The sequence below is a fragment of the Agromyces cucurbitae genome (assembly GCF_058349945.1).
Map to the genome: position 1 here is coordinate 1 of NZ_JBYRES010000007.1, position 15992 is coordinate 15992.

At 69.2% G+C, this 15992-nt stretch carries 28 protein-coding genes; 20 read left to right on the forward strand and 8 right to left on the reverse strand.

The features are described 5' to 3' along the window. Positions 1 to 299 (reverse strand): helix-turn-helix domain-containing protein (locus AC3RJ6_RS19120; protein WP_491428724.1); only part of this gene is annotated, 299 nt, incomplete at its 3' end. Between the two features lie 79 nt (positions 300 to 378). Here AC3RJ6_RS19120 and AC3RJ6_RS19125 point away from each other — a divergent pair. The 4 genes from AC3RJ6_RS19125 to AC3RJ6_RS19140 all read left to right on the forward strand — a co-directional run bounded on the left by AC3RJ6_RS19125 (position 379) and on the right by AC3RJ6_RS19140 (position 1644). Continuing rightward, positions 379 to 570, forward strand: a complete 192-nt coding sequence (locus AC3RJ6_RS19125; protein WP_491428751.1) for an excisionase family DNA-binding protein — start codon at positions 379 to 381, stop codon at positions 568 to 570. Positions 571 to 872: 302 nt separating this feature from the next. Then, positions 873 to 1094 carry a hypothetical protein gene (locus tag AC3RJ6_RS19130; protein WP_491428725.1) on the forward strand — a complete coding sequence of 74 codons (222 nt, stop codon included), beginning with the start codon at positions 873 to 875 and terminating at the stop codon, positions 1092 to 1094. After that, on the forward strand, positions 1091 to 1231 hold the full coding sequence (locus tag AC3RJ6_RS19135) for a hypothetical protein (RefSeq protein ID WP_491428726.1): 141 nt from the start codon (positions 1091 to 1093) through the stop codon (positions 1229 to 1231). Before AC3RJ6_RS19130 ends, AC3RJ6_RS19135 begins: the two co-directional genes overlap by 4 nt. After that, complete coding sequence (locus AC3RJ6_RS19140) at positions 1228 to 1644, forward strand: hypothetical protein (RefSeq protein WP_491428727.1); 417 nt, start codon at positions 1228 to 1230, stop codon at positions 1642 to 1644. Before AC3RJ6_RS19135 ends, AC3RJ6_RS19140 begins: the two co-directional genes overlap by 4 nt. A gap of 178 nt (positions 1645 to 1822) precedes the next feature. On the opposite strand, the gene AC3RJ6_RS19145 is transcribed toward AC3RJ6_RS19140, so the two are convergent. After that, a complete protein-coding gene (locus tag AC3RJ6_RS19145; protein ID WP_491428728.1) occupies positions 1823 to 1990 on the reverse strand; it encodes a hypothetical protein in 168 nt (55 codons plus the stop codon). Positions 1991 to 2019: 29 nt separating this feature from the next. Here AC3RJ6_RS19145 and AC3RJ6_RS19150 point away from each other — a divergent pair, with 29 nt between their 5' ends. From AC3RJ6_RS19150 to AC3RJ6_RS19225, 16 genes are all read left to right on the forward strand, one after another. Further along, on the forward strand, positions 2020 to 2340 hold the full coding sequence (locus AC3RJ6_RS19150; RefSeq protein WP_491428729.1) for a hypothetical protein: 321 nt from the start codon (positions 2020 to 2022) through the stop codon (positions 2338 to 2340). Positions 2341 to 2423: 83 nt separating this feature from the next. Then, on the forward strand, positions 2424 to 4073 hold the full coding sequence (locus AC3RJ6_RS19155; protein WP_491428730.1) for a hypothetical protein: 1650 nt from the start codon (positions 2424 to 2426) through the stop codon (positions 4071 to 4073). Beyond that, positions 4070 to 4279 (forward strand): hypothetical protein, encoded by a 210-nt coding sequence (locus AC3RJ6_RS19160; RefSeq protein WP_491428731.1) that lies wholly within the window; start codon positions 4070 to 4072, stop codon positions 4277 to 4279. The genes AC3RJ6_RS19155 and AC3RJ6_RS19160 overlap by 4 nt, the downstream gene beginning before the upstream one ends. A gap of 31 nt (positions 4280 to 4310) precedes the next feature. After that, complete coding sequence (locus tag AC3RJ6_RS19165; RefSeq protein ID WP_491428732.1) at positions 4311 to 5393, forward strand: hypothetical protein; 1083 nt, start codon at positions 4311 to 4313, stop codon at positions 5391 to 5393. Positions 5394 to 5396: 3 nt separating this feature from the next. Continuing rightward, entirely contained in the window at positions 5397 to 6971 is a 1575-nt protein-coding gene (locus AC3RJ6_RS19170) for a hypothetical protein (RefSeq protein ID WP_491428733.1), read from the forward strand. Between the two features lie 73 nt (positions 6972 to 7044). Beyond that, positions 7045 to 7662 (forward strand): hypothetical protein, encoded by a 618-nt coding sequence (locus AC3RJ6_RS19175; RefSeq protein ID WP_491428734.1) that lies wholly within the window; start codon positions 7045 to 7047, stop codon positions 7660 to 7662. Next, positions 7659 to 8033, forward strand: a complete 375-nt coding sequence (locus AC3RJ6_RS19180; RefSeq protein WP_491428735.1) for a hypothetical protein — start codon at positions 7659 to 7661, stop codon at positions 8031 to 8033. Before AC3RJ6_RS19175 ends, AC3RJ6_RS19180 begins: the two co-directional genes overlap by 4 nt. After that, positions 8026 to 8442 carry a hypothetical protein gene (locus AC3RJ6_RS19185; protein ID WP_491428736.1) on the forward strand — a complete coding sequence of 139 codons (417 nt, stop codon included), beginning with the start codon at positions 8026 to 8028 and terminating at the stop codon, positions 8440 to 8442. The genes AC3RJ6_RS19180 and AC3RJ6_RS19185 overlap by 8 nt, the downstream gene beginning before the upstream one ends. A gap of 4 nt (positions 8443 to 8446) precedes the next feature. Further along, a complete protein-coding gene (locus AC3RJ6_RS19190) occupies positions 8447 to 8962 on the forward strand; it encodes a hypothetical protein (protein WP_491428737.1) in 516 nt (171 codons plus the stop codon). Then, a complete protein-coding gene (locus AC3RJ6_RS19195; protein ID WP_491428738.1) occupies positions 8955 to 10148 on the forward strand; it encodes a hypothetical protein in 1194 nt (397 codons plus the stop codon). Before AC3RJ6_RS19190 ends, AC3RJ6_RS19195 begins: the two co-directional genes overlap by 8 nt. After that, positions 10145 to 11110, forward strand: coding sequence for a hypothetical protein (locus tag AC3RJ6_RS19200; protein ID WP_491428739.1), 966 nt, complete (start codon positions 10145 to 10147; stop codon positions 11108 to 11110). The genes AC3RJ6_RS19195 and AC3RJ6_RS19200 overlap by 4 nt, the downstream gene beginning before the upstream one ends. Further along, the gene (locus AC3RJ6_RS19205; RefSeq protein ID WP_491428740.1) at positions 11107 to 12105 is read left to right on the forward strand and encodes a hypothetical protein; all 999 of its coding nucleotides are present in this window, start codon (positions 11107 to 11109) and stop codon (positions 12103 to 12105) included. Before AC3RJ6_RS19200 ends, AC3RJ6_RS19205 begins: the two co-directional genes overlap by 4 nt. Beyond that, complete coding sequence (locus AC3RJ6_RS19210; RefSeq protein ID WP_491428741.1) at positions 12102 to 12308, forward strand: hypothetical protein; 207 nt, start codon at positions 12102 to 12104, stop codon at positions 12306 to 12308. The genes AC3RJ6_RS19205 and AC3RJ6_RS19210 overlap by 4 nt, the downstream gene beginning before the upstream one ends. Beyond that, positions 12305 to 12979, forward strand: a complete 675-nt coding sequence (locus AC3RJ6_RS19215; protein WP_491428742.1) for a M23 family metallopeptidase — start codon at positions 12305 to 12307, stop codon at positions 12977 to 12979. Before AC3RJ6_RS19210 ends, AC3RJ6_RS19215 begins: the two co-directional genes overlap by 4 nt. Beyond that, a complete protein-coding gene (locus AC3RJ6_RS19220; protein WP_491428743.1) occupies positions 12976 to 13290 on the forward strand; it encodes a hypothetical protein in 315 nt (104 codons plus the stop codon). The genes AC3RJ6_RS19215 and AC3RJ6_RS19220 overlap by 4 nt, the downstream gene beginning before the upstream one ends. Before the next feature lie 2 nt (positions 13291 to 13292). After that, the gene (locus AC3RJ6_RS19225; RefSeq protein ID WP_491428744.1) at positions 13293 to 13490 is read left to right on the forward strand and encodes a hypothetical protein; all 198 of its coding nucleotides are present in this window, start codon (positions 13293 to 13295) and stop codon (positions 13488 to 13490) included. Here the strand turns inward: AC3RJ6_RS19225 and AC3RJ6_RS19230 are convergent. The 6 genes from AC3RJ6_RS19230 to AC3RJ6_RS19255 are packed head-to-tail and all read right to left on the reverse strand — an operon-like array spanning position 13487 to position 15861. Next, the gene (locus AC3RJ6_RS19230) at positions 13487 to 14311 is read right to left on the reverse strand and encodes a tyrosine-type recombinase/integrase (protein ID WP_491428745.1); all 825 of its coding nucleotides are present in this window, start codon (positions 14309 to 14311) and stop codon (positions 13487 to 13489) included. The two genes, AC3RJ6_RS19225 and AC3RJ6_RS19230, sit on opposite strands and share 4 nt — an antisense overlap. A 39-nt stretch (positions 14312 to 14350) precedes the next feature. After that, positions 14351 to 14830, reverse strand: coding sequence for a hypothetical protein (locus AC3RJ6_RS19235; protein ID WP_491428746.1), 480 nt, complete (start codon positions 14828 to 14830; stop codon positions 14351 to 14353). Continuing rightward, positions 14827 to 15078, reverse strand: coding sequence for a hypothetical protein (locus tag AC3RJ6_RS19240; protein ID WP_491428747.1), 252 nt, complete (start codon positions 15076 to 15078; stop codon positions 14827 to 14829). Before AC3RJ6_RS19240 ends, AC3RJ6_RS19235 begins: the two co-directional genes overlap by 4 nt. Continuing rightward, a complete protein-coding gene (locus AC3RJ6_RS19245; protein WP_491428748.1) occupies positions 15075 to 15269 on the reverse strand; it encodes a hypothetical protein in 195 nt (64 codons plus the stop codon). Before AC3RJ6_RS19245 ends, AC3RJ6_RS19240 begins: the two co-directional genes overlap by 4 nt. After that, positions 15266 to 15643: a hypothetical protein gene (locus tag AC3RJ6_RS19250; RefSeq protein WP_491428749.1), complete on the reverse strand. Its 378-nt coding sequence runs from the start codon at positions 15641 to 15643 to the stop codon at positions 15266 to 15268. The genes AC3RJ6_RS19245 and AC3RJ6_RS19250 overlap by 4 nt, the downstream gene beginning before the upstream one ends. After that, positions 15640 to 15861, reverse strand: coding sequence for a hypothetical protein (locus tag AC3RJ6_RS19255; RefSeq protein ID WP_491428750.1), 222 nt, complete (start codon positions 15859 to 15861; stop codon positions 15640 to 15642). The genes AC3RJ6_RS19250 and AC3RJ6_RS19255 overlap by 4 nt, the downstream gene beginning before the upstream one ends. Positions 15862 to 15992 lie beyond the last annotated feature (131 nt).

The following is a 15992-nucleotide window of genomic DNA, read 5'->3' on the forward strand; positions in this document are numbered from 1 at the left end:
TAATCAGTGGGTTCAGGGTTCAAGTCCCTGGGGGTGCACCAATCACGGCCTACCTCGTCGGTTTCCCCGACGAGGTAGGCCACAGTCGTTTCTAGGAAGCGAGACACGACGAGCAGCTCGTCGACGCCCCATCCACGGTGGCCGCGCAGCTTCTTCGAGAGCGCGCTCTGCTCGATGCCCAAGTGCGGCGCGAGCGACTTCTGGCTGATCTGGCGATCCCACATGAGCATGTGGATGCGCCGGCCAACTTCTGCATCTGCCGAGGCCTCGGCGTCCACGGCGGCGATCTGAGGTGTCATAGCAGCATCATACGGACAAATCGGACAGATGCAATGACCTTCGTTCGAAATGTCCAATTCGTCATGTATGCTCACCGACATGACGAAACGGACTCAGGTAGACGAGAGGGCATACCTCCGTCCCGCCGAGGCCGCACGGCGTCTCATGGTGACGACGAAGACCCTGCAGCGCATGGAAGCGCGCGGTCAGCTCACCGCCTATCGATCGCCGGGCGGACACCGCCGGTTCCTCGAAGTCGACGTCGCCGCACTCGAGCCATCGCCCCCATAGGCGCTCCCGATCGGGAGACACCAGACGAACCGGCGACACGCCGGAGACCCGCGGGAGGCGCTCCGCGAAACAAGATGCCGACCCGAGCGGGGCAGTCGACGCGGTAAAGGCATATCCGGGCGCGCACTCCCAACAGACAGGCTGCCCCGCAAGTCCCGATCGTGACGGCCCCCGGCCGTGCTCGTGATGCCGAACGACGCCGACGTGCGTACGGCACGTGAGCCCCCTCATGCGTGCGAATTCCGTACGCATGGGGGGGCTCACTCCACCTACTCAACCTCGATGCCCCGGCAGGAGGAACCGTGCTCACCTCATCCGCTCGCAGCTGCACCAACCACCGCACCACCAAGGGACTCAGCCACCGATACGACCCCAAGTCCGGCTGGTGCCTCTACGGATGCGGCAACCGCGACGACGGCCGGATCACGAACCGCGAAGGCAGCGTGATCGACCAGGGACCGACCTACACCGACACCGAGCTCGCCGACATCCTGCACAACCTCACCGAAGGAGCCACACGATGAAGCGCTCGACCTACCAGCGCCCGCACCCGCGCGAGGCCACGCCTGCCGAGGTCGCCGCGTTCATCACCTGCCTCGTGCTCGCCGCGATCGTGCTGACCGCCGTCGCGACGATGTTCATGATCGGCGCAGCATCATGACGACCGCGGCGCCGAAGTGGCGTGTTGAGCGCTCCGGCTCGCCGTCGAGCTACGCTCCCGGGTGGATCGCGATGGATGCGACCGAGCAGACGGGCGCATGGTTCCGGACCCACGCCGAGGCGTTCGCATTCGCCCTGCACCGAGCCCGTGCCGAGTTCGAGCGCGACTCGAAGCGCGCCCTCATCAAGCTCGCCTCGCGCGGCGTGCCGGCCGCTGGTATCGCCCCGCGCGTGCCACCCACCCCGAAGCGCACCACGGCCAAGCGCACCTACCGCCGCATCAGCCCGGCGGAAGTCTCGGCGGCCGCTCGGATGCGTGAAGAGGGGCAGACCTGGCAAGACATCTCGACCGCCCTCGGCGTGAAGCTTGCAAGCATCCACGCAGCGGTGAAGCGCTCGGAGCGTGCAGCATGACGTGCCCGACGCGCATCATCATGACCCACGGCGCAGCGTGCAAGGCCGAGCTCCACTCGTGGTGCGACGTCGAGTGGTGCGAATGCGGGTGCCACGGCCCGATCGAGGTCGACGCATGAACCTCGACACGCTACCCCTCGACGTGCTCGTGCCCGTCGGCATCCCGCTCGCCGCGCTCCTACTCGCCGTGTGGCTGTGGCTGGATCGCCGCGAGCCGCGCACGCTCACGGTCAGCGTCGAGCGCACCGTGCTTCACGCCCATGCGCACGCCGAGGTAGACCACGCCGAGCAGCACGATCGCGCCGACGAACCCACCGAGGATGATCCCGCCCATGATGTCGTCCATGCCCGCATCGTAGCGCGAGGCGGTGCACGATGAGCCAGCACCACCGGAAGCAGAAGCACACCACCCACGCGCCCAAGCGGCGCAAGGAGATCGAGGCGATGCTGCCGCTCCCGTGCTTGAACTGCCCGCACCCCGTGCTGCCCGAGCACTCGTGGCAGGTCGGCCACCGCATCGACGCCGCGCTCGGCGGCACCATCTCGAGCCCGGGCAGTGCTGGCCCGTCGCATGCCTGGTGCCCATGGTGTCGCAAACGATGCAACCAGTCCTCGGGCGGTAAGCTCGGCGCAGCGGTCGTGAACGCCCGCCGCCGTGCGTCGTCGAACGCGAGCACGGGCAGGCGCCGATGGTGACGACGACCGAGACGTCGCAGGCTCAAGTTTTTGAGCCTGCTTCCGTACCTCCGCCCGGGGGCAGCACGGAATTCTCTCTCTACTTGTGGGATTCGGTCAGGTCCCGCGGGATCAGGCCGACCTTCGTCGGACCTCTGCTCGAGGTCGACGAACTGCGCCGCGAGTTCCTCGTCGGCGCCCGGTCGATGGGCTACGAGCTCGTCGACCTCGACGACCTCGAGCTCATCGAGTCCATGGCCGCCGAGTCGCCGCAACGATTCCCCCTCCAGCCGCAGCAGCTGTGGATCGTCGACGCGCTCAACGCTGCCGGCAACATCGACGACGTCGACGAGGCCGTGGTCGAGGCCATGCGGCGCGCGTCCAAGACGACCACGATCTTCATGTGGTGCCACGGCCGTTGCCTCTGCCGCCCCGGCTACCGCGTCACGTTCTCGGCGCAGTCGGGCGTGAAGTCGTCCGCTCGCCTGCGCGAGTGGAAGGGTCGCCTCGACCGCTCCGAGCCGGACCCCGAGGCGCTCGCTGGCGTGCCGTTCTGGAAGCGCGGGATGGCTCGGCAGCAGCCGAAGGCCGTGCGTCGGCAGATCGCGCTCTTCGGTGACGACCTTCTGCCCGAGCCCATCGACGACGAGCCGACCGTGCGCCGGTTCCGTATCCTCATGGGCGAGGTCGGCAAGGGCATCTACTACCAGAACGACTCGACGTTCCTCGTGCTCAAGCCGGACGCCGACGCCTATCGCGGCGAGGCCGGCGATATCTCGTGGATCGACGAGGCGCAGGAGCTCGACCCCGAGGAGGGCGCCGACCTGCTCGCCGGGATCATCCCGCTCCAGGACACGCGCGAGAACGCCGCGCTCGTCGTCTCCGGCACCGCCGGCGAACTCCGCGTCGGCCCGCTCTGGGAGCGCGTCGAACGCCTCCGCGCAGGCGGCACGATCGCGGGCGCCGACTACTGCCTCCCGCCCGAGACGCCGTGGGAGCACATCGACGACGAAGAGACCGCGATGCAGCTGCTCGTCGCGCACCACCCCGGCATCGGCACTCTCACGACCCTCGCGAAGCAGCGGTCGAACTGGCGCAAGATGGAACGCCCCAAGTGGGCGCGCGAGTACGGATCGCTGTGGCCCGAGACCTTCGGCACGCGCGCGATCCCCGCCGACCAGTGGGCCGACGCCGTCGCCGGCCGTCGCCCGCCGAAGCCGCCCAAGGTGGCGTTCGGCCTCGCGATCAAGCCCGGTGGCGGCGTCGCCGCGATCGCCGCGGCATGGCGAAACTCGCGCGGCGAGGCGTACGTCGAAATCGTCGAGCACCGCCCCGGCACCGCATGGCTTCCCGACCGGTGCGCCGAGCTCACCGCAACCTACCGCGGGGCGACCATCGCCTACGACGACATCGCCGAGGGCAAGGCCACCGCGACCGAAATGCTTGCACTGCCGAAGCGGCCGAAGCTCCGCGTGCAGACCTACCGCGAGACCGCCGCCGGATGCGTCCAGTTCCTCCGCGAGCTCGAGCGCGGGAAGCTCCGCCACTTCGACGACATCGGCCTCAACGCGGCAGTCGCGCGCGCCGCGAAGCGCGAGACCCGCAACGACACCGGCGTGTGGCTCTGGACGCCGGCCGAGAAGGGCGAGGACATCACGTGCCTCGACGCCGCCACCAGGGCGCTCCGCAACTGGGACCAGTACTACAACCGCGCTGCCGGCGCATCGCGGGGGATTGTGAGGACAGCAGCATGACCATCCGCCACGACCGCTCCGCATCGTCGATCGTCTCGACGTGCACCCGCTGCCCCGGTGTCTGGTTCGCGTTCGCGTTCACCATGGAGGACGCGCGAGCCCGCGGCGAACGGCACGACGAAGCCGTGCACGGGGACGCGCCGAGGGCCGCCTCGAGCGCCCGACGACAGGCCGAATACCGGGCGCGACTCGCCGCGCGTTCGTGATCCGTTACACCATCTGCGGATGCTCTTTCCCATGGGACGCATCCTCGACCTCCTGAAAGCGGCATCCGAGCCGCGCTCGTCGACCGTGCGCCTCCCGGGCGGAGTCCTCTCCCCGGGCGCCAACGGCCTCGCTCCGGTGCCGCTGCTCGCCGACCTCTTCCCCGACATGGAGTGGCCCGTCGACCGTGCGCTCGCGCTCACGATCCCCGCCGTGTCGAAGGCCCGCAACCTGCTCGTCTCGTGCATCGCGAAGTTCCCGCTCCGGTCGTACCGGTGGGACGAGACCAACCAAACCGACACGGACACGACCGCCGAGAACCGGTGGCTCTTCGCGACCGACGGCTTCCAGTCGCCGCACGAGCGCATGGCCGACACCGTCGACGACGCGATCTTCTACGGCTGCTCGCTCTGGCTCGTCGACCGCTCCACCGCGAAGGGCACGCCGATCATCCGCGCCGAGCGCTGCCCCTACGAGTGGTGGGAGGTCCGCGACGGCATCACCGTCGTCGTGCGCGACCCCGACGACCCGGACGCCAAAGAGCGCGAGCTCGACCCGCACGAGTACATCCTCTTCGACTTCCCGTTCGCCGGCCTCCTCGCCGTCGGCGCCCGCACCCTCCGCGGCGCCCGCGACCAGGAACTCGCGTGGGTAGCCCGGGCGAAGAACCCCATCCCGATGGTCGACCTGCACCGCACCGCCGACTACGTCGAGATGGAGAAGGGCGAGGTCAGCACCATGATCTCGGACTGGAACACCTCGCTCGCCAACCCCAGCGGCGGCGGCGTCCAGTCGACTCCCGACGGCATCGAGGTCAAAGTCTACGGCGACGTGAAGCCCGAGCTCATGATCGAGGGCCGCAACGCCGTACGTACCGACGTCGGCTCCTTCCTCAACGTCCGCACCGCCATGCTCGACGGCACGATCGGCGTCGACTCGCTCACCTACACGACCAAGGAGGGCGAGCGCAACGCGTTCTTCGAGTTCGACCTCCCGTTCTGGACCGACCCCATCGAGGCACGCCTCTCGATGGACGACGTCGTCCCGCGCGGCTCCCGCACCCGGTTCCGCAAGTACGAAGACACGCCCGACGAGGGCATCCCCACGGAGGACTGAACTATGACCGACACCATCCTCGAGGCTGGCCTCTTCGCGGTCGACGCCGAAGCGCGCACCGTGCGCGGCCTGCTCATGCCGTACAACGAGCGCTCCCGCGCGGCATCTGCCGCAGGCATCAAGACGCAGCCCGTGCTGTTCCGCCGGGGAGACCTCGTCGTCCCGGCCGACCCCGACATCGTCGGCCTCAACGTGCTGCACGACCGCTTCGACCCCCGCGGCCGTGCGAGCGAGCTCGAGGACACCGACGCCGGTGTCATCGCGACGTTCCGCATCGCGAAGACGCCGAAGGGCGACGCATGGCTCGCCGACCACGGAGACCTCGTGCGCCTCTCCGCAGAGGTCGCGAACATGCGCATCCGACCCGACGGCAGCGCGACCGGCGACCTCGTCGGCGCCGCGCTCGTCGACGAAGGAGCGTTCGCCTCCGCCGGCCTGTTCTCCATCGACGAGGACATCGAGACCGAAGAGACCACCGACCCGGCAGAAGCCGAGCCGGACGCCGAGCCGGACGCCGAGCCGGACGAAGATGAAGAGGAGGAAGCCGTGACCGAAGCGGCCCCCACCACCATGCTCGCGCGCCGCGGCACCACGGCTCCGCCCGCGCTCGCCCGCCCCGCCGCACCCAACGCGGCCGCGATGTTCGCCGCCATGTCGAAGGTCGCGACCGGCCATGCGACGGCCGAGGACGTCAACCTGCTCCGCACGGAGCTCACCGCGAACGCGGCGCTCTTCGCCCTCAGCGACGTCAAGTACGACGGCACGGGCGGCGTCGGCTCGAAGATGGTGCAGCCCCAGTGGCTCGGCGAGGTCACCGACGGCGTCGAGTACAAGCCGATCTACGCTGACCTGTTCACGCCCGCGATCCTCACCCAGCTGGCCATGGCCGGATGGGTGTGGGGCACCAAGCCCGCAGGCGCCGCGTGGAACGGCAACAAGGCGGCCATCCCGTCGAACACGCCTACCGTCACCGCCGTCAGCGACAACGCCGCCCGCTGGGCCGGCGGCCACGACCACGCTCGTGAGCACAAGGACTTCGGCACGCCCGGCTACTTCGAGTCGTACTACGCCGCGATGGTCGAGTCGTTCCTGCAGTGGCTCGACACGCTCGTGATCACCGAGGCACTGGCCGCCGCCACCGCGATCGAGGCCGACAACCCGGCCGGCCTCGAGATCGGCTCCGGCATGTCGGCCCTCATCGACGGCGCCGTCCAGGTCGTGACCGTCGCGAAGCGGCTGCCGACGTTCGGCCTCGTCTCGCCGAGCAACTGGAAGCAGATGCTCAAGACGCCGCACTCGGCGATCCTCGGCTACCTCAACGCGGCCCTCGGCCTCGAAGAAGGTGAGCTCGACCGGGCCGGGTTCGTCATCCGCCCGTCGGCCGACCTCGGCGCCGGCGTCGAGGCGCTCGTCGGCGCGAAGTCCGCCGGCCGCGTCTACGTGCTCCCGGGCTCGCCGATCCGCGCCGAGGCCGACAACATCGCGAACGGCGGCATCGACACCGGCGTCTTCGGCTACGGCGGGTTCCTCCCCGTCAACACCGCCGCGCTCGTGAAGGTCACCACCTACACGCCGTGATCCGACGCCCCGAGGTCGCGCGCACCCCCCGCGCGCGGCCTCGGGTGCACGAGCCCCAAGAAGGGAGGCGACCGTGGCCTTCTACATCGGAGACATCCCGGCAGACGTGCTCGTAGTCGAGCCTCCCGAGACCATCACTCTCGACGAGTTCGACACCGCCGCTGCCGGGTTCATCCCGCCCGAGGGCGGCACCGCCGTACCCGTGTCGGCGACCATCGACACCGGGATCGGCGCCGTGCTCGTCGACTTCCCCGACGGGGACAGCCTGTTCGAAGAGGCCGGCATCTACCGTCTCCGCATCCTGCTCACCTCGATCCCGAACGGGTACCAGCAGCAGCTGCCGGACCTGCCGATCGTCGTGCAGGACGACGGCGCCGGATGGCACAACCTCGACAGCATCCGCAGCGAGTGGCCCGATGCGGAGGTCATCCCCGACTGGTCGCTCTTCGCGCTGCTCGAGGTCGCGCGTGAGCAGTGCGCCGCGTTCGCCCCGGCGCTCGAGGAAGGCGCCGCGGTGCCGACCCGCTACCGCGAGGCGCAGCGCATCCAGGCCCGCAACGTGTGGACGGCCGCGAAGGTCGCCCCTGACGGCACCCTCGGGCAGGACGACTTCATCGTGCGCCCGTTCCCGCTCGACTGGCACGTGAAGGCGATGCTTCGCCCGAAGCGCGGAATCCCGGTGATCGGATGACCACCGCCCGTCAGACCCTCGTCGCCGGCCTCAAGTCGGTGAAGCCGAAGACGTGGCGCATCGTCGGCGTCGACCGAAACATCGACGTCACGCGAAACACGACGATCACGCTCGTACAGGAGGGGATCGCATCCTTCCCGCAGGCGCCGATTGCGAGCGTCGAGGTCAAGTTCGTGCTTCGCGTCACGTGCCAGTACGTCGACCGCACCGCAGCCGAGGAGAAGTTCGACGCCGACATGGTGCAGCTGCTCGTCGCGTTCCGAACGCTCAAGCTCCGATTCGACACGGCCGTCAAGGTCCCCGCCGACAACGAGCTCGCCTACGAAGTCCCCGTCTACGTCATCGCAAAGAAGGAGCCGACCAATGGCTGACATCATCCCCACCGAACCGCTGTTCCTCGCCGACTGTGTCGTCACGCTCGGCACGGACAACTTCCAGGCCGCGATCAGCTCGGCCGCGTTCACCCCGTCGACGCCGGCACCGGTCGTGTTCAAGGGCCTCACGCCCACGGCGAAGTGGACCCGCCAGGGCCTCGCCGACTGGACGTGCGACCTGACGTACGTGCAGGACCCCGACGTCGAGACGTCCCTGTCGAACTACCTCCACGACCACGAGGGCGAGGTGATCCCGGCCGTGTTCGAACCGAACAACGGAGGGGCCTCGTTCAGCGCGGACCTCAACATCGTGGCGGGCGCGATCGGCGGTGCCGTCGAGACGTGGGGAACCTCCACCGTCTCCTGCCCGTCGACCAAGCCCGAGCGTACCCCGGCCGTTCCCTGAGCCCATGGCGGGCCGAATCAGCATCATCGCGTCACGACCGCTCCGCACGGTCGTGACCGCGATGAAGGCGCTGCCCGCCGAGAACCGCAAGCAGATACGCACCCAGACGAAGAACATGTTGGCGACCGAGTGGAGGAAGGCCGTGGACACCGAAGCCGCATCCGACCTCGAGCGCCGCGCCATCGCGGCGACCGCCCGCGTCGCCGTCTCCGACCGGAACGTCACGCTCCGCGCGGGCGGCAGCCGCCGGCCACTCTCGGGCGGACTCATCCCGGCCGTGTCGAACCGTGCGGTCGAGTTCGGTGGAGGGCGCGAGCGGACGCGCACCTACTCGACCCGGTCCCGCCGCGGGAAGCGGTACCAGGTGACCCGCCACACGCAGCGCCAGCTGCCCCCGTTCCGCCGGCAGGGGTACGTGTTCTACGCCGCCGTCGCGAAGATCACCCCTCGCCTCGCTGCCCTGTGGGCGCAGACGTGGGCGCGCGGCATCCACGAGGCGATGGAGGGCAGACGTGGCTGACGACCTCACGTTCTCCATCGCATCGGATACCACGGCGTTCGATAACGGCATCCGCCGCGGCGTCATCGAACCGCTCGAGGACGCCGACAAGGCGCTCGAGCAGCTGGGCCGCACGGGCGACCGCGAGCTCGCCGACCTCGAAGACGCGATGTCGGACGCACGCCGCGATACCGAACGCTTCGAGGAATCGATCGAGGACGTCCGCGACGCGATCACCCGCGCCGGCCGCGCAGGCAAGAAGAGCACCGACGACATCGACGACGGGTTCGACCGTGCAAAGAAGGGCGCGGGCGAGTTCAAGGACGAAGCGAACTCGACCGCGAAGGAGGCCGCCGCCAGCTTCGACGGGTCGGCCGAGTCGATCGGCGACGCCTTCCAAGAGGTCGCGGCGAACGCCTTCGCCGGGTTCGGCCCCGCGGGCGCCGTCGCCGGAATCGCCGCTGGCGTCGGCATCGGCGCCGCAGTCGCCGGGTTCGAGAAGGTCGAAGAGGAACGCAAGGCATCCGAGGCCCGGATTGCCGAGTGGGCCGAAGCGTTCATCGAGGCCGGGGCGCGGGTGCTCGGCGCGAGCACGATCATCGCGAAGTCCCAGGAAATCCTGACCGACCCCGAACGCTTCACCGAGGCTCGCGACGCGGCCGAGCAGTGGGGCGTCTCCATCGACACCGCGATCGCCGCCCTCGCCGGATCGCCGTCGGCGCTCCGCGACGTGAAAGCGTCCGTCGACGAGCAGCGCGAAGCACTCGAGCGGCAGGCCGAGGCGCAGGGCGGCGCGAACGGCGAGACGCTCCGCGGGTTCGAGCTCAACGAGATTGCCGCGCAGAAGTACTCCGACCTCGCTGGCGAGATTCAGCAGGGCGCCGACAAGGCCGACATCTACTCGCGCATCCTCCGCGACGTCGCCGAGACGACCGAGGGCGCGACGACGAAGGTCGACGAGTTCGGCGACAGCGTCGTCACTCTTCCCGACGGCAAGCAAATCTACATCGACGCCGAGACCGGGCAGGCCACGCAGAACGTCGACGACATCGAGAACAAGGTCTACGGCATCAAGGACAAGACGGTGAAGGTGAACGCCGACACGTCGGGTGCCGAGTGGTCGATTCAGGAGTTCGTCAACCGGGTGCGCCCGCCGCTCCAGATCGGCGTCGAGCTCTTCTACAAGGACGGACGGATCAACCCGTGACATCGACGTTCACACGCACCCCGCGCACGTTGCAGGAGCAGCGGCGCAACCTCGTGAAGAACCCGCGTGCTGGCGCCGACACGTCGGGCGCGTCGGCCGACTTCTCAGCGGGCGGTGCCGGGACGCTCTCGCGGCAGACGTGGGGCGCGATCCCGGGAACCGACCTCACGAGCGGGTACCGGCTCACCCTCACGGCGACGCCGGCATCGTGGTGCTCGATCGGAATCGCGGGCCACCCCGTCGTGGCTGGATCGCAATACGTGCTCTCCGCGTACCTCTACCACAACAACGCCGCGGCGAAAGACCTGACGGTCAACATCCTGTGGAAGGACGCGAGCGACGCCACGATCTCGCAGGAGGGCGCGAGCCTGTCGGCACCGCAGTTCACGTGGACGCGCGTTTCGACCGTCCGCACCGCCCCGGCAGGCGCCGTGCGCGCATCGATCACGGTCGGAGCGAATGCTCTCGTCTCGGGCAACCTCCTGAACGCGACGGGCATCCTGTTCGAGCAGCGGAGCTCGCTCGCTGCCTACTTCGACGGAACCACGCCCGACGTGCCGCCGCTCTACCGAGAGTGGACCGCGGCGCCGAACGCATCAGAGTCGGTCGAGGGCATCCTGAACCCGGCCGACATCACCACCCCGATCCAGGTCAACGGATATGAAGCCGCCTCGGACGCGCGCACCGTTACCCGGCAGGCGGCGAACTCGTCGCTCGTCAGCGTCACCGTGATCCCCGCCGGTCCCCGCTCGGGATCGCTCGAGCTCCTCTATGACGACGTGACCGATGCGCAGGCCGCCGAGGCGCTGTTCCGCACGGGCAGCATGTTCGCCTTCGCTGACACCGACGTGCCCGAGATTGACATGCTGTTCGCACCGTCGGGCGGCCCGATCCGCGTTGCCCAGGACGACACCCGGCAGGCGTGGCTCGTGACGGTCCCGTTCGTTGAGGTGCCCGCATGACGGGCGCGACCAAGCACACGTACGCGGCATCGTTCGGCGCGTCGGCGCTCACCGTGCTCGCGCTCGAGTCGTTCTCGATGGACAAGGATCGGGTGCCGTACGTCGCCGCCACTGTGCGCATCGCCGACCCGGGCGACACCCTGTGGAACACGATGGACCCGCGAGCGACGCCGGCCCCGTTCCTCTCGCTGACCATCACGTCGTCGGCCTACAACACCGCCGACGGCTCGACCAACGTCTCGACGCTCGGCCCGATGAAGCTGTGGCTGCTCGACGCCGAACGCGACATGCAGTCGGGCGAGGCGACCCTGCGCCTCTCGTCGGGCGAGTTCCTGCTCGACGACAAGATCAACGTCACCTCTACGCGCACGAACACCGGGGCGACGAAGCTCTCCGAGCTCGTCGCCTACGCGCTCACGCAGGTCGGGCAGACGCTCGCCGCCTTCACCGGCACGACCGACACCGCTTACCCCGTCTTCGACGAGCGCCGGTACTGGGGTCCGGGGGAGACCGCGAACGAGCTCATCGAGACGGAGCTCAACTCGGTCGGGTCGCGCCTGTGGTGCAACGAGTTCGGCGAGTTCATCGTCGAGGGTCGCGGATCGCTCTACCCGGCCGTGCTCCGCGGCCTCTCCTCGTGGTTCTCGATCAGGCAGCAGCGCTCCCGGACCGGCCCTTGGTACGACAGCTCGGTCATCCTCTATGAGTACACCGACTCCGGCGGCGTGAACGTGCACACGCACCAGAACTCGAGCGGGCCGTCGTCGCGCGGCCTGTTCCAGACCCTCAACCGGCCGAAGCCGACGGCGAACGCGGCGCAGCAGCTGGCCGACCGGTCGAAGCTCCGCGGTGAGCAGTACGTCGTCGAGGCCGCGCCGACATTCCTATTCCGCCCCGGAAACGCGGTTCTGCTTGGCGGGGTCGGGACGGTCGGCATTCGTTCGATCGACTGGCGCCTCGCCGATGGCGTCATGACGATGCGGATGCAGTCATGACGCGCATCCTCTACGCCGTCCACCTGCCCGACGCGACCCCGCCGCTCGTGCTCACCGCCGACCCCGTGCAGGCGCAGACGTGGCTCGACGCCGGCGCCACGGAGGTCTACGAGCTCGCCGCCGTCCAGACGTTCCCCACACCCGAGCCCGAGCCGCCCGTGGACGAGCCGCCGGCCGAGACCCCTGAGGAGACCACGACATGACCGGATACGCGAACGTCAACGACTTCATCGTCATCGCCGAAGACGACCGCGACCCCGACGTGTCGTGGCAGCACCACCTCGAGCGCGGGTCGCTCGGCGGCGTCGACTGCGTCGCCCCGAAGCGCACGCCCGTGTACGCGCCCTGCGCCGGCGTCCTGTCGGGCGTGTGGCTCGGCACCGGCGGACTCACTGCCCGCATCACGCAGGCGGACGGGTGGCGCGACGAGCTCATGCACATGGACCAGGTCACCCAGAACGGCGACGTCGAGCAGGGCGACCTCATCGGCTACTCCGGGGCATCCGGCGGCGCATACGCCCCGCACGTGCACTGGCACCGCGTCGACCCGGACGGGCAGCGCCAGAACCCGTGGCACTACTTCGACGGCTCGTCGGCCCCGGCCGGCGGCGGCTCGACCCTCATCCCCAACAAGACCGAGTCCAAGGAGGACGACATGGAGCTCCTGTACATCACCGACAGCGTCGACGGCAACAACATCCCCGGGTGGGCGCTGCTCAACACCCGCACCGGGAAGGTGCGGACGCTCCGCAACGACGGCAAGCCCGCGACGCAGGAGAAGGCGAACGGGTGGGCGCGCGTGTGGGGCGACGCCCGACAGTGCACGCGCGCCGACCTCGCCGAGGCGCAGACCTCGATCAACGCGACGTCGTGAGCGACGCCGTGCTCATCGCGCTGATCGCCGCGGCGCCCGGGTGCCTCGCGGCGCTCTTCAGCCTGCGCGCGAACTCGAACGCGAAGCGAGCACGGTTCCAGGTCGAGAACGACCACTCGACGAACATGCGCGTCGAGAACGACGAGCGACACTCGGAGCTCAAGCACCTGATGGACGACCTCAAGGCGTGGCTGCGCCGCCTCGACCGATCGTTCGGCGGCCTCCGCGACGACTATCGTCTGCTCGCCGAGCGCGTGCACACGCTCGAGGAGCTCGAGATGACCCAACCCCGAACCCGCAAGAAGGAGTAACCATGCTCGCGAAGCATCCCCGCATCCGCCTCGGCCTCTACCTCGCGTCCGTCGTCGCGGCCGTCGCCGCCCCGTTCGTCGCCGTCGGCGCCCCCGAGTACGGCGCCGCCACCGCCACCGCGGCGGGCGTCCTCGCCGCCGCTGCCGGCGCCGTCGCCGCGACGAACGTGAGCACGAGGGAGGGTCGCCACGAAGCCTAGGCGGCGGCCTCCACGCCTGCTCGGAGCGCCCCGTCGGGCACCTTCGTGTAGACCTGCGTCGTCGCCACGGAGGAGTGCCCGAGGAGCTCTTGCACGGCGCGGATGTCACGCCCGGCGCCGACGTACGCGCGCGACGCGAACCGATGCCGCAGCATGTGCGCGGTCACGCCCTCGGGCAGCGCTGCGGACACGAGGTGCGACACGTACGCCGCCGAGAGGTGCCCGTCGATCTGCCCGGGGAACAGGTAGCCGGCTGGCTTCGATCGGAGCTCGAGCGCGAGCATGCGGGTCAGGGGAACAACCCGCTTGCGACCGCCCTTCCCGACGATCGCGAGCGACCACCCGTCAAGGTCCTGCATCAGGTCGTCGGTGTGGATGCGCGCGACCTCGCAACATCGGAGGCCCGCCCCGGCCATGACGCGGATCATGAGCCGCACCCGCTCGTCGGCGTCGCGCAGGCCGGTCTCGATCGCATCCTCGGCCGCGGGGCGCGGCTTGCCGAGCGGCTGCCGGATGCTCGGCAGCCGCTCGCCCGGGTTCGACTCCATGCGGCCGGTGTGGAACGCCCAGAGGTAGAAGCCGCGCAGCGCCGAGCGCACCGAGTGCCGCGTCGACTGCCCCCACTCGTGCGCGCCGAGGTACCCGATCAGATCATCCATCGTCACCGAGAACGGCTCGAGCCGCGTCTCGGCGGCGAATCGTCGGAGGTGGTACGAGCGCAGGTAGAGCGTCGAGTCGGGTCGACCGGCGGCGCGCATGTAGGCGAGGTGATCAGTGAGCGGCCCCCGCCAGGCGGGGGCCGTGGGTATCTCGGTCTTCATACCCGATTCGATCAGGCGGAGCGAGGGGCGCACAGTCGGTCAATCTGTCGACTTGACGGGAGGCCCGTCGGTGAGGCCCGAGTAATCGTCGGGTTCAGAGTCGGCGTGTTCTGCGCGCGTCGATGCCTCAGCCAGCGCCCACACCGCATCGGCGTCGACGCCGCGGGCATCGAGGTACTCCCACATCAGCTCACCGACGACCCCGCCGTCCTCGGTCATGTCGTAGAGCTCGCGCGCGAGCTCGTCGGCCTGCTCGCGCGACTGCTTCTGCACCTCGACGAGTGCCATGACGACCTGGGCTTCAGCGAGCATCGCTGTCACCGCGTCAACGTAGGCGCGCATGGCTGGCTGGTACTCGGGTGCGTCGCGGTCGATGTCGTACGCGCGCGCCATGAGCGTGTGCGTCTCGGACTGCCAGCACATCGCGATGCGAGCGCCGTGGCGAATCAAAGCGTCCGCTGTAGCGTCTTCACGGCGCTTCGGCCAGTCGGTCGCTTCGATCAGTTCGTTCTCGGTCATCGGTCTTCCTCTCGATCGTCGGGTTCAGGGGCGTACCGGCACGGCCACTCGACGAGGTCGAGGTCGTCCCACTCGCCCGGGCCGCGCTCGTGCCGTTCGACCATGCAGTCGACGCAGACCTCGAGCGTGAGGATCGGGCACGCCGACATGTCCTCGGGCTCGCCGTCCTCGTCGACGTGGTCGCACTCGCCTTCGAGGCAGTCGTAGAGACGCGCATCGGTCACTGTGACGTGCTCGGTGTGGGTCATCGGTCTTCCTCTCGATCGTCGGGTTCAGGGGCGTGCCAACCGGCCCCGATCAGATCGTCGAGGATCGCCGAAGCTACATCGTGTGCGTCCGCTAGGTCGGCGACCGAAGTGTCGTCGGCCACATCCTCAGCGAACTCCCGCACCGCCCGCTCGATCAGTACATGCGCGTTATGCAGCGTGTCCGTGGTCATCGTTCGTCCCCTCGTGTGGATGAAACGTGCGGTTCAGAGGGTGAGAGGGCCGGGGCGGGATTCGAACCCGCGTCCACTTCTCCGGCGTCGGGCTGGACACCTGATTCCGGGACTTCGCCGCCCGGGGTGCTGATGTCGCCATCCTCAGCATGCCCGGCCCTCTCGGCTTCGACCGTATCCGGACCCTCACCCTCGCGCACGATGCGCTCGTAGACCGGCATACGCACGTCCATGGCGTCGAGCCCGAACGGCGCGAGCGCGGCGTTCATCTCGTCGACGTGGCGACGGAACACAGCCGCCAATGCTCGCTGCGCCTCCTCGACGAGCGGGACCGTGATGAATTGCCCGTCGATGAAGAGCGGCGCGGCCTTCATCGGAGCACCACCGAGAGGAGGGCGCCCGCGACCTCGGTCACCATGTTCGTCGGGATGAACACCTCGCCGTCGAGCGATCGGACGATGACGCCGCCCGCACGGGCGAGCAGCGCGACCGACTCTTCCTGCGTGATCTGCCCGATGGTGAAGTCCTGAGTGATCAGGCGCGAGCCGTCGATGATGAGCGCCGAGGGCGCCGAGGGCGCCGTGACGCTCACGCTGCACCTCGCGAGGCGCGCACGTCGGCGAGGTGCACGAGCGGCGCAACCTCATAATCAGTGGGTTCAGGGTTCAAGTCCCTGGGGGTGCACCAATCACGGCCTACCTCGTCGGTTTCCCCGACGAGGTA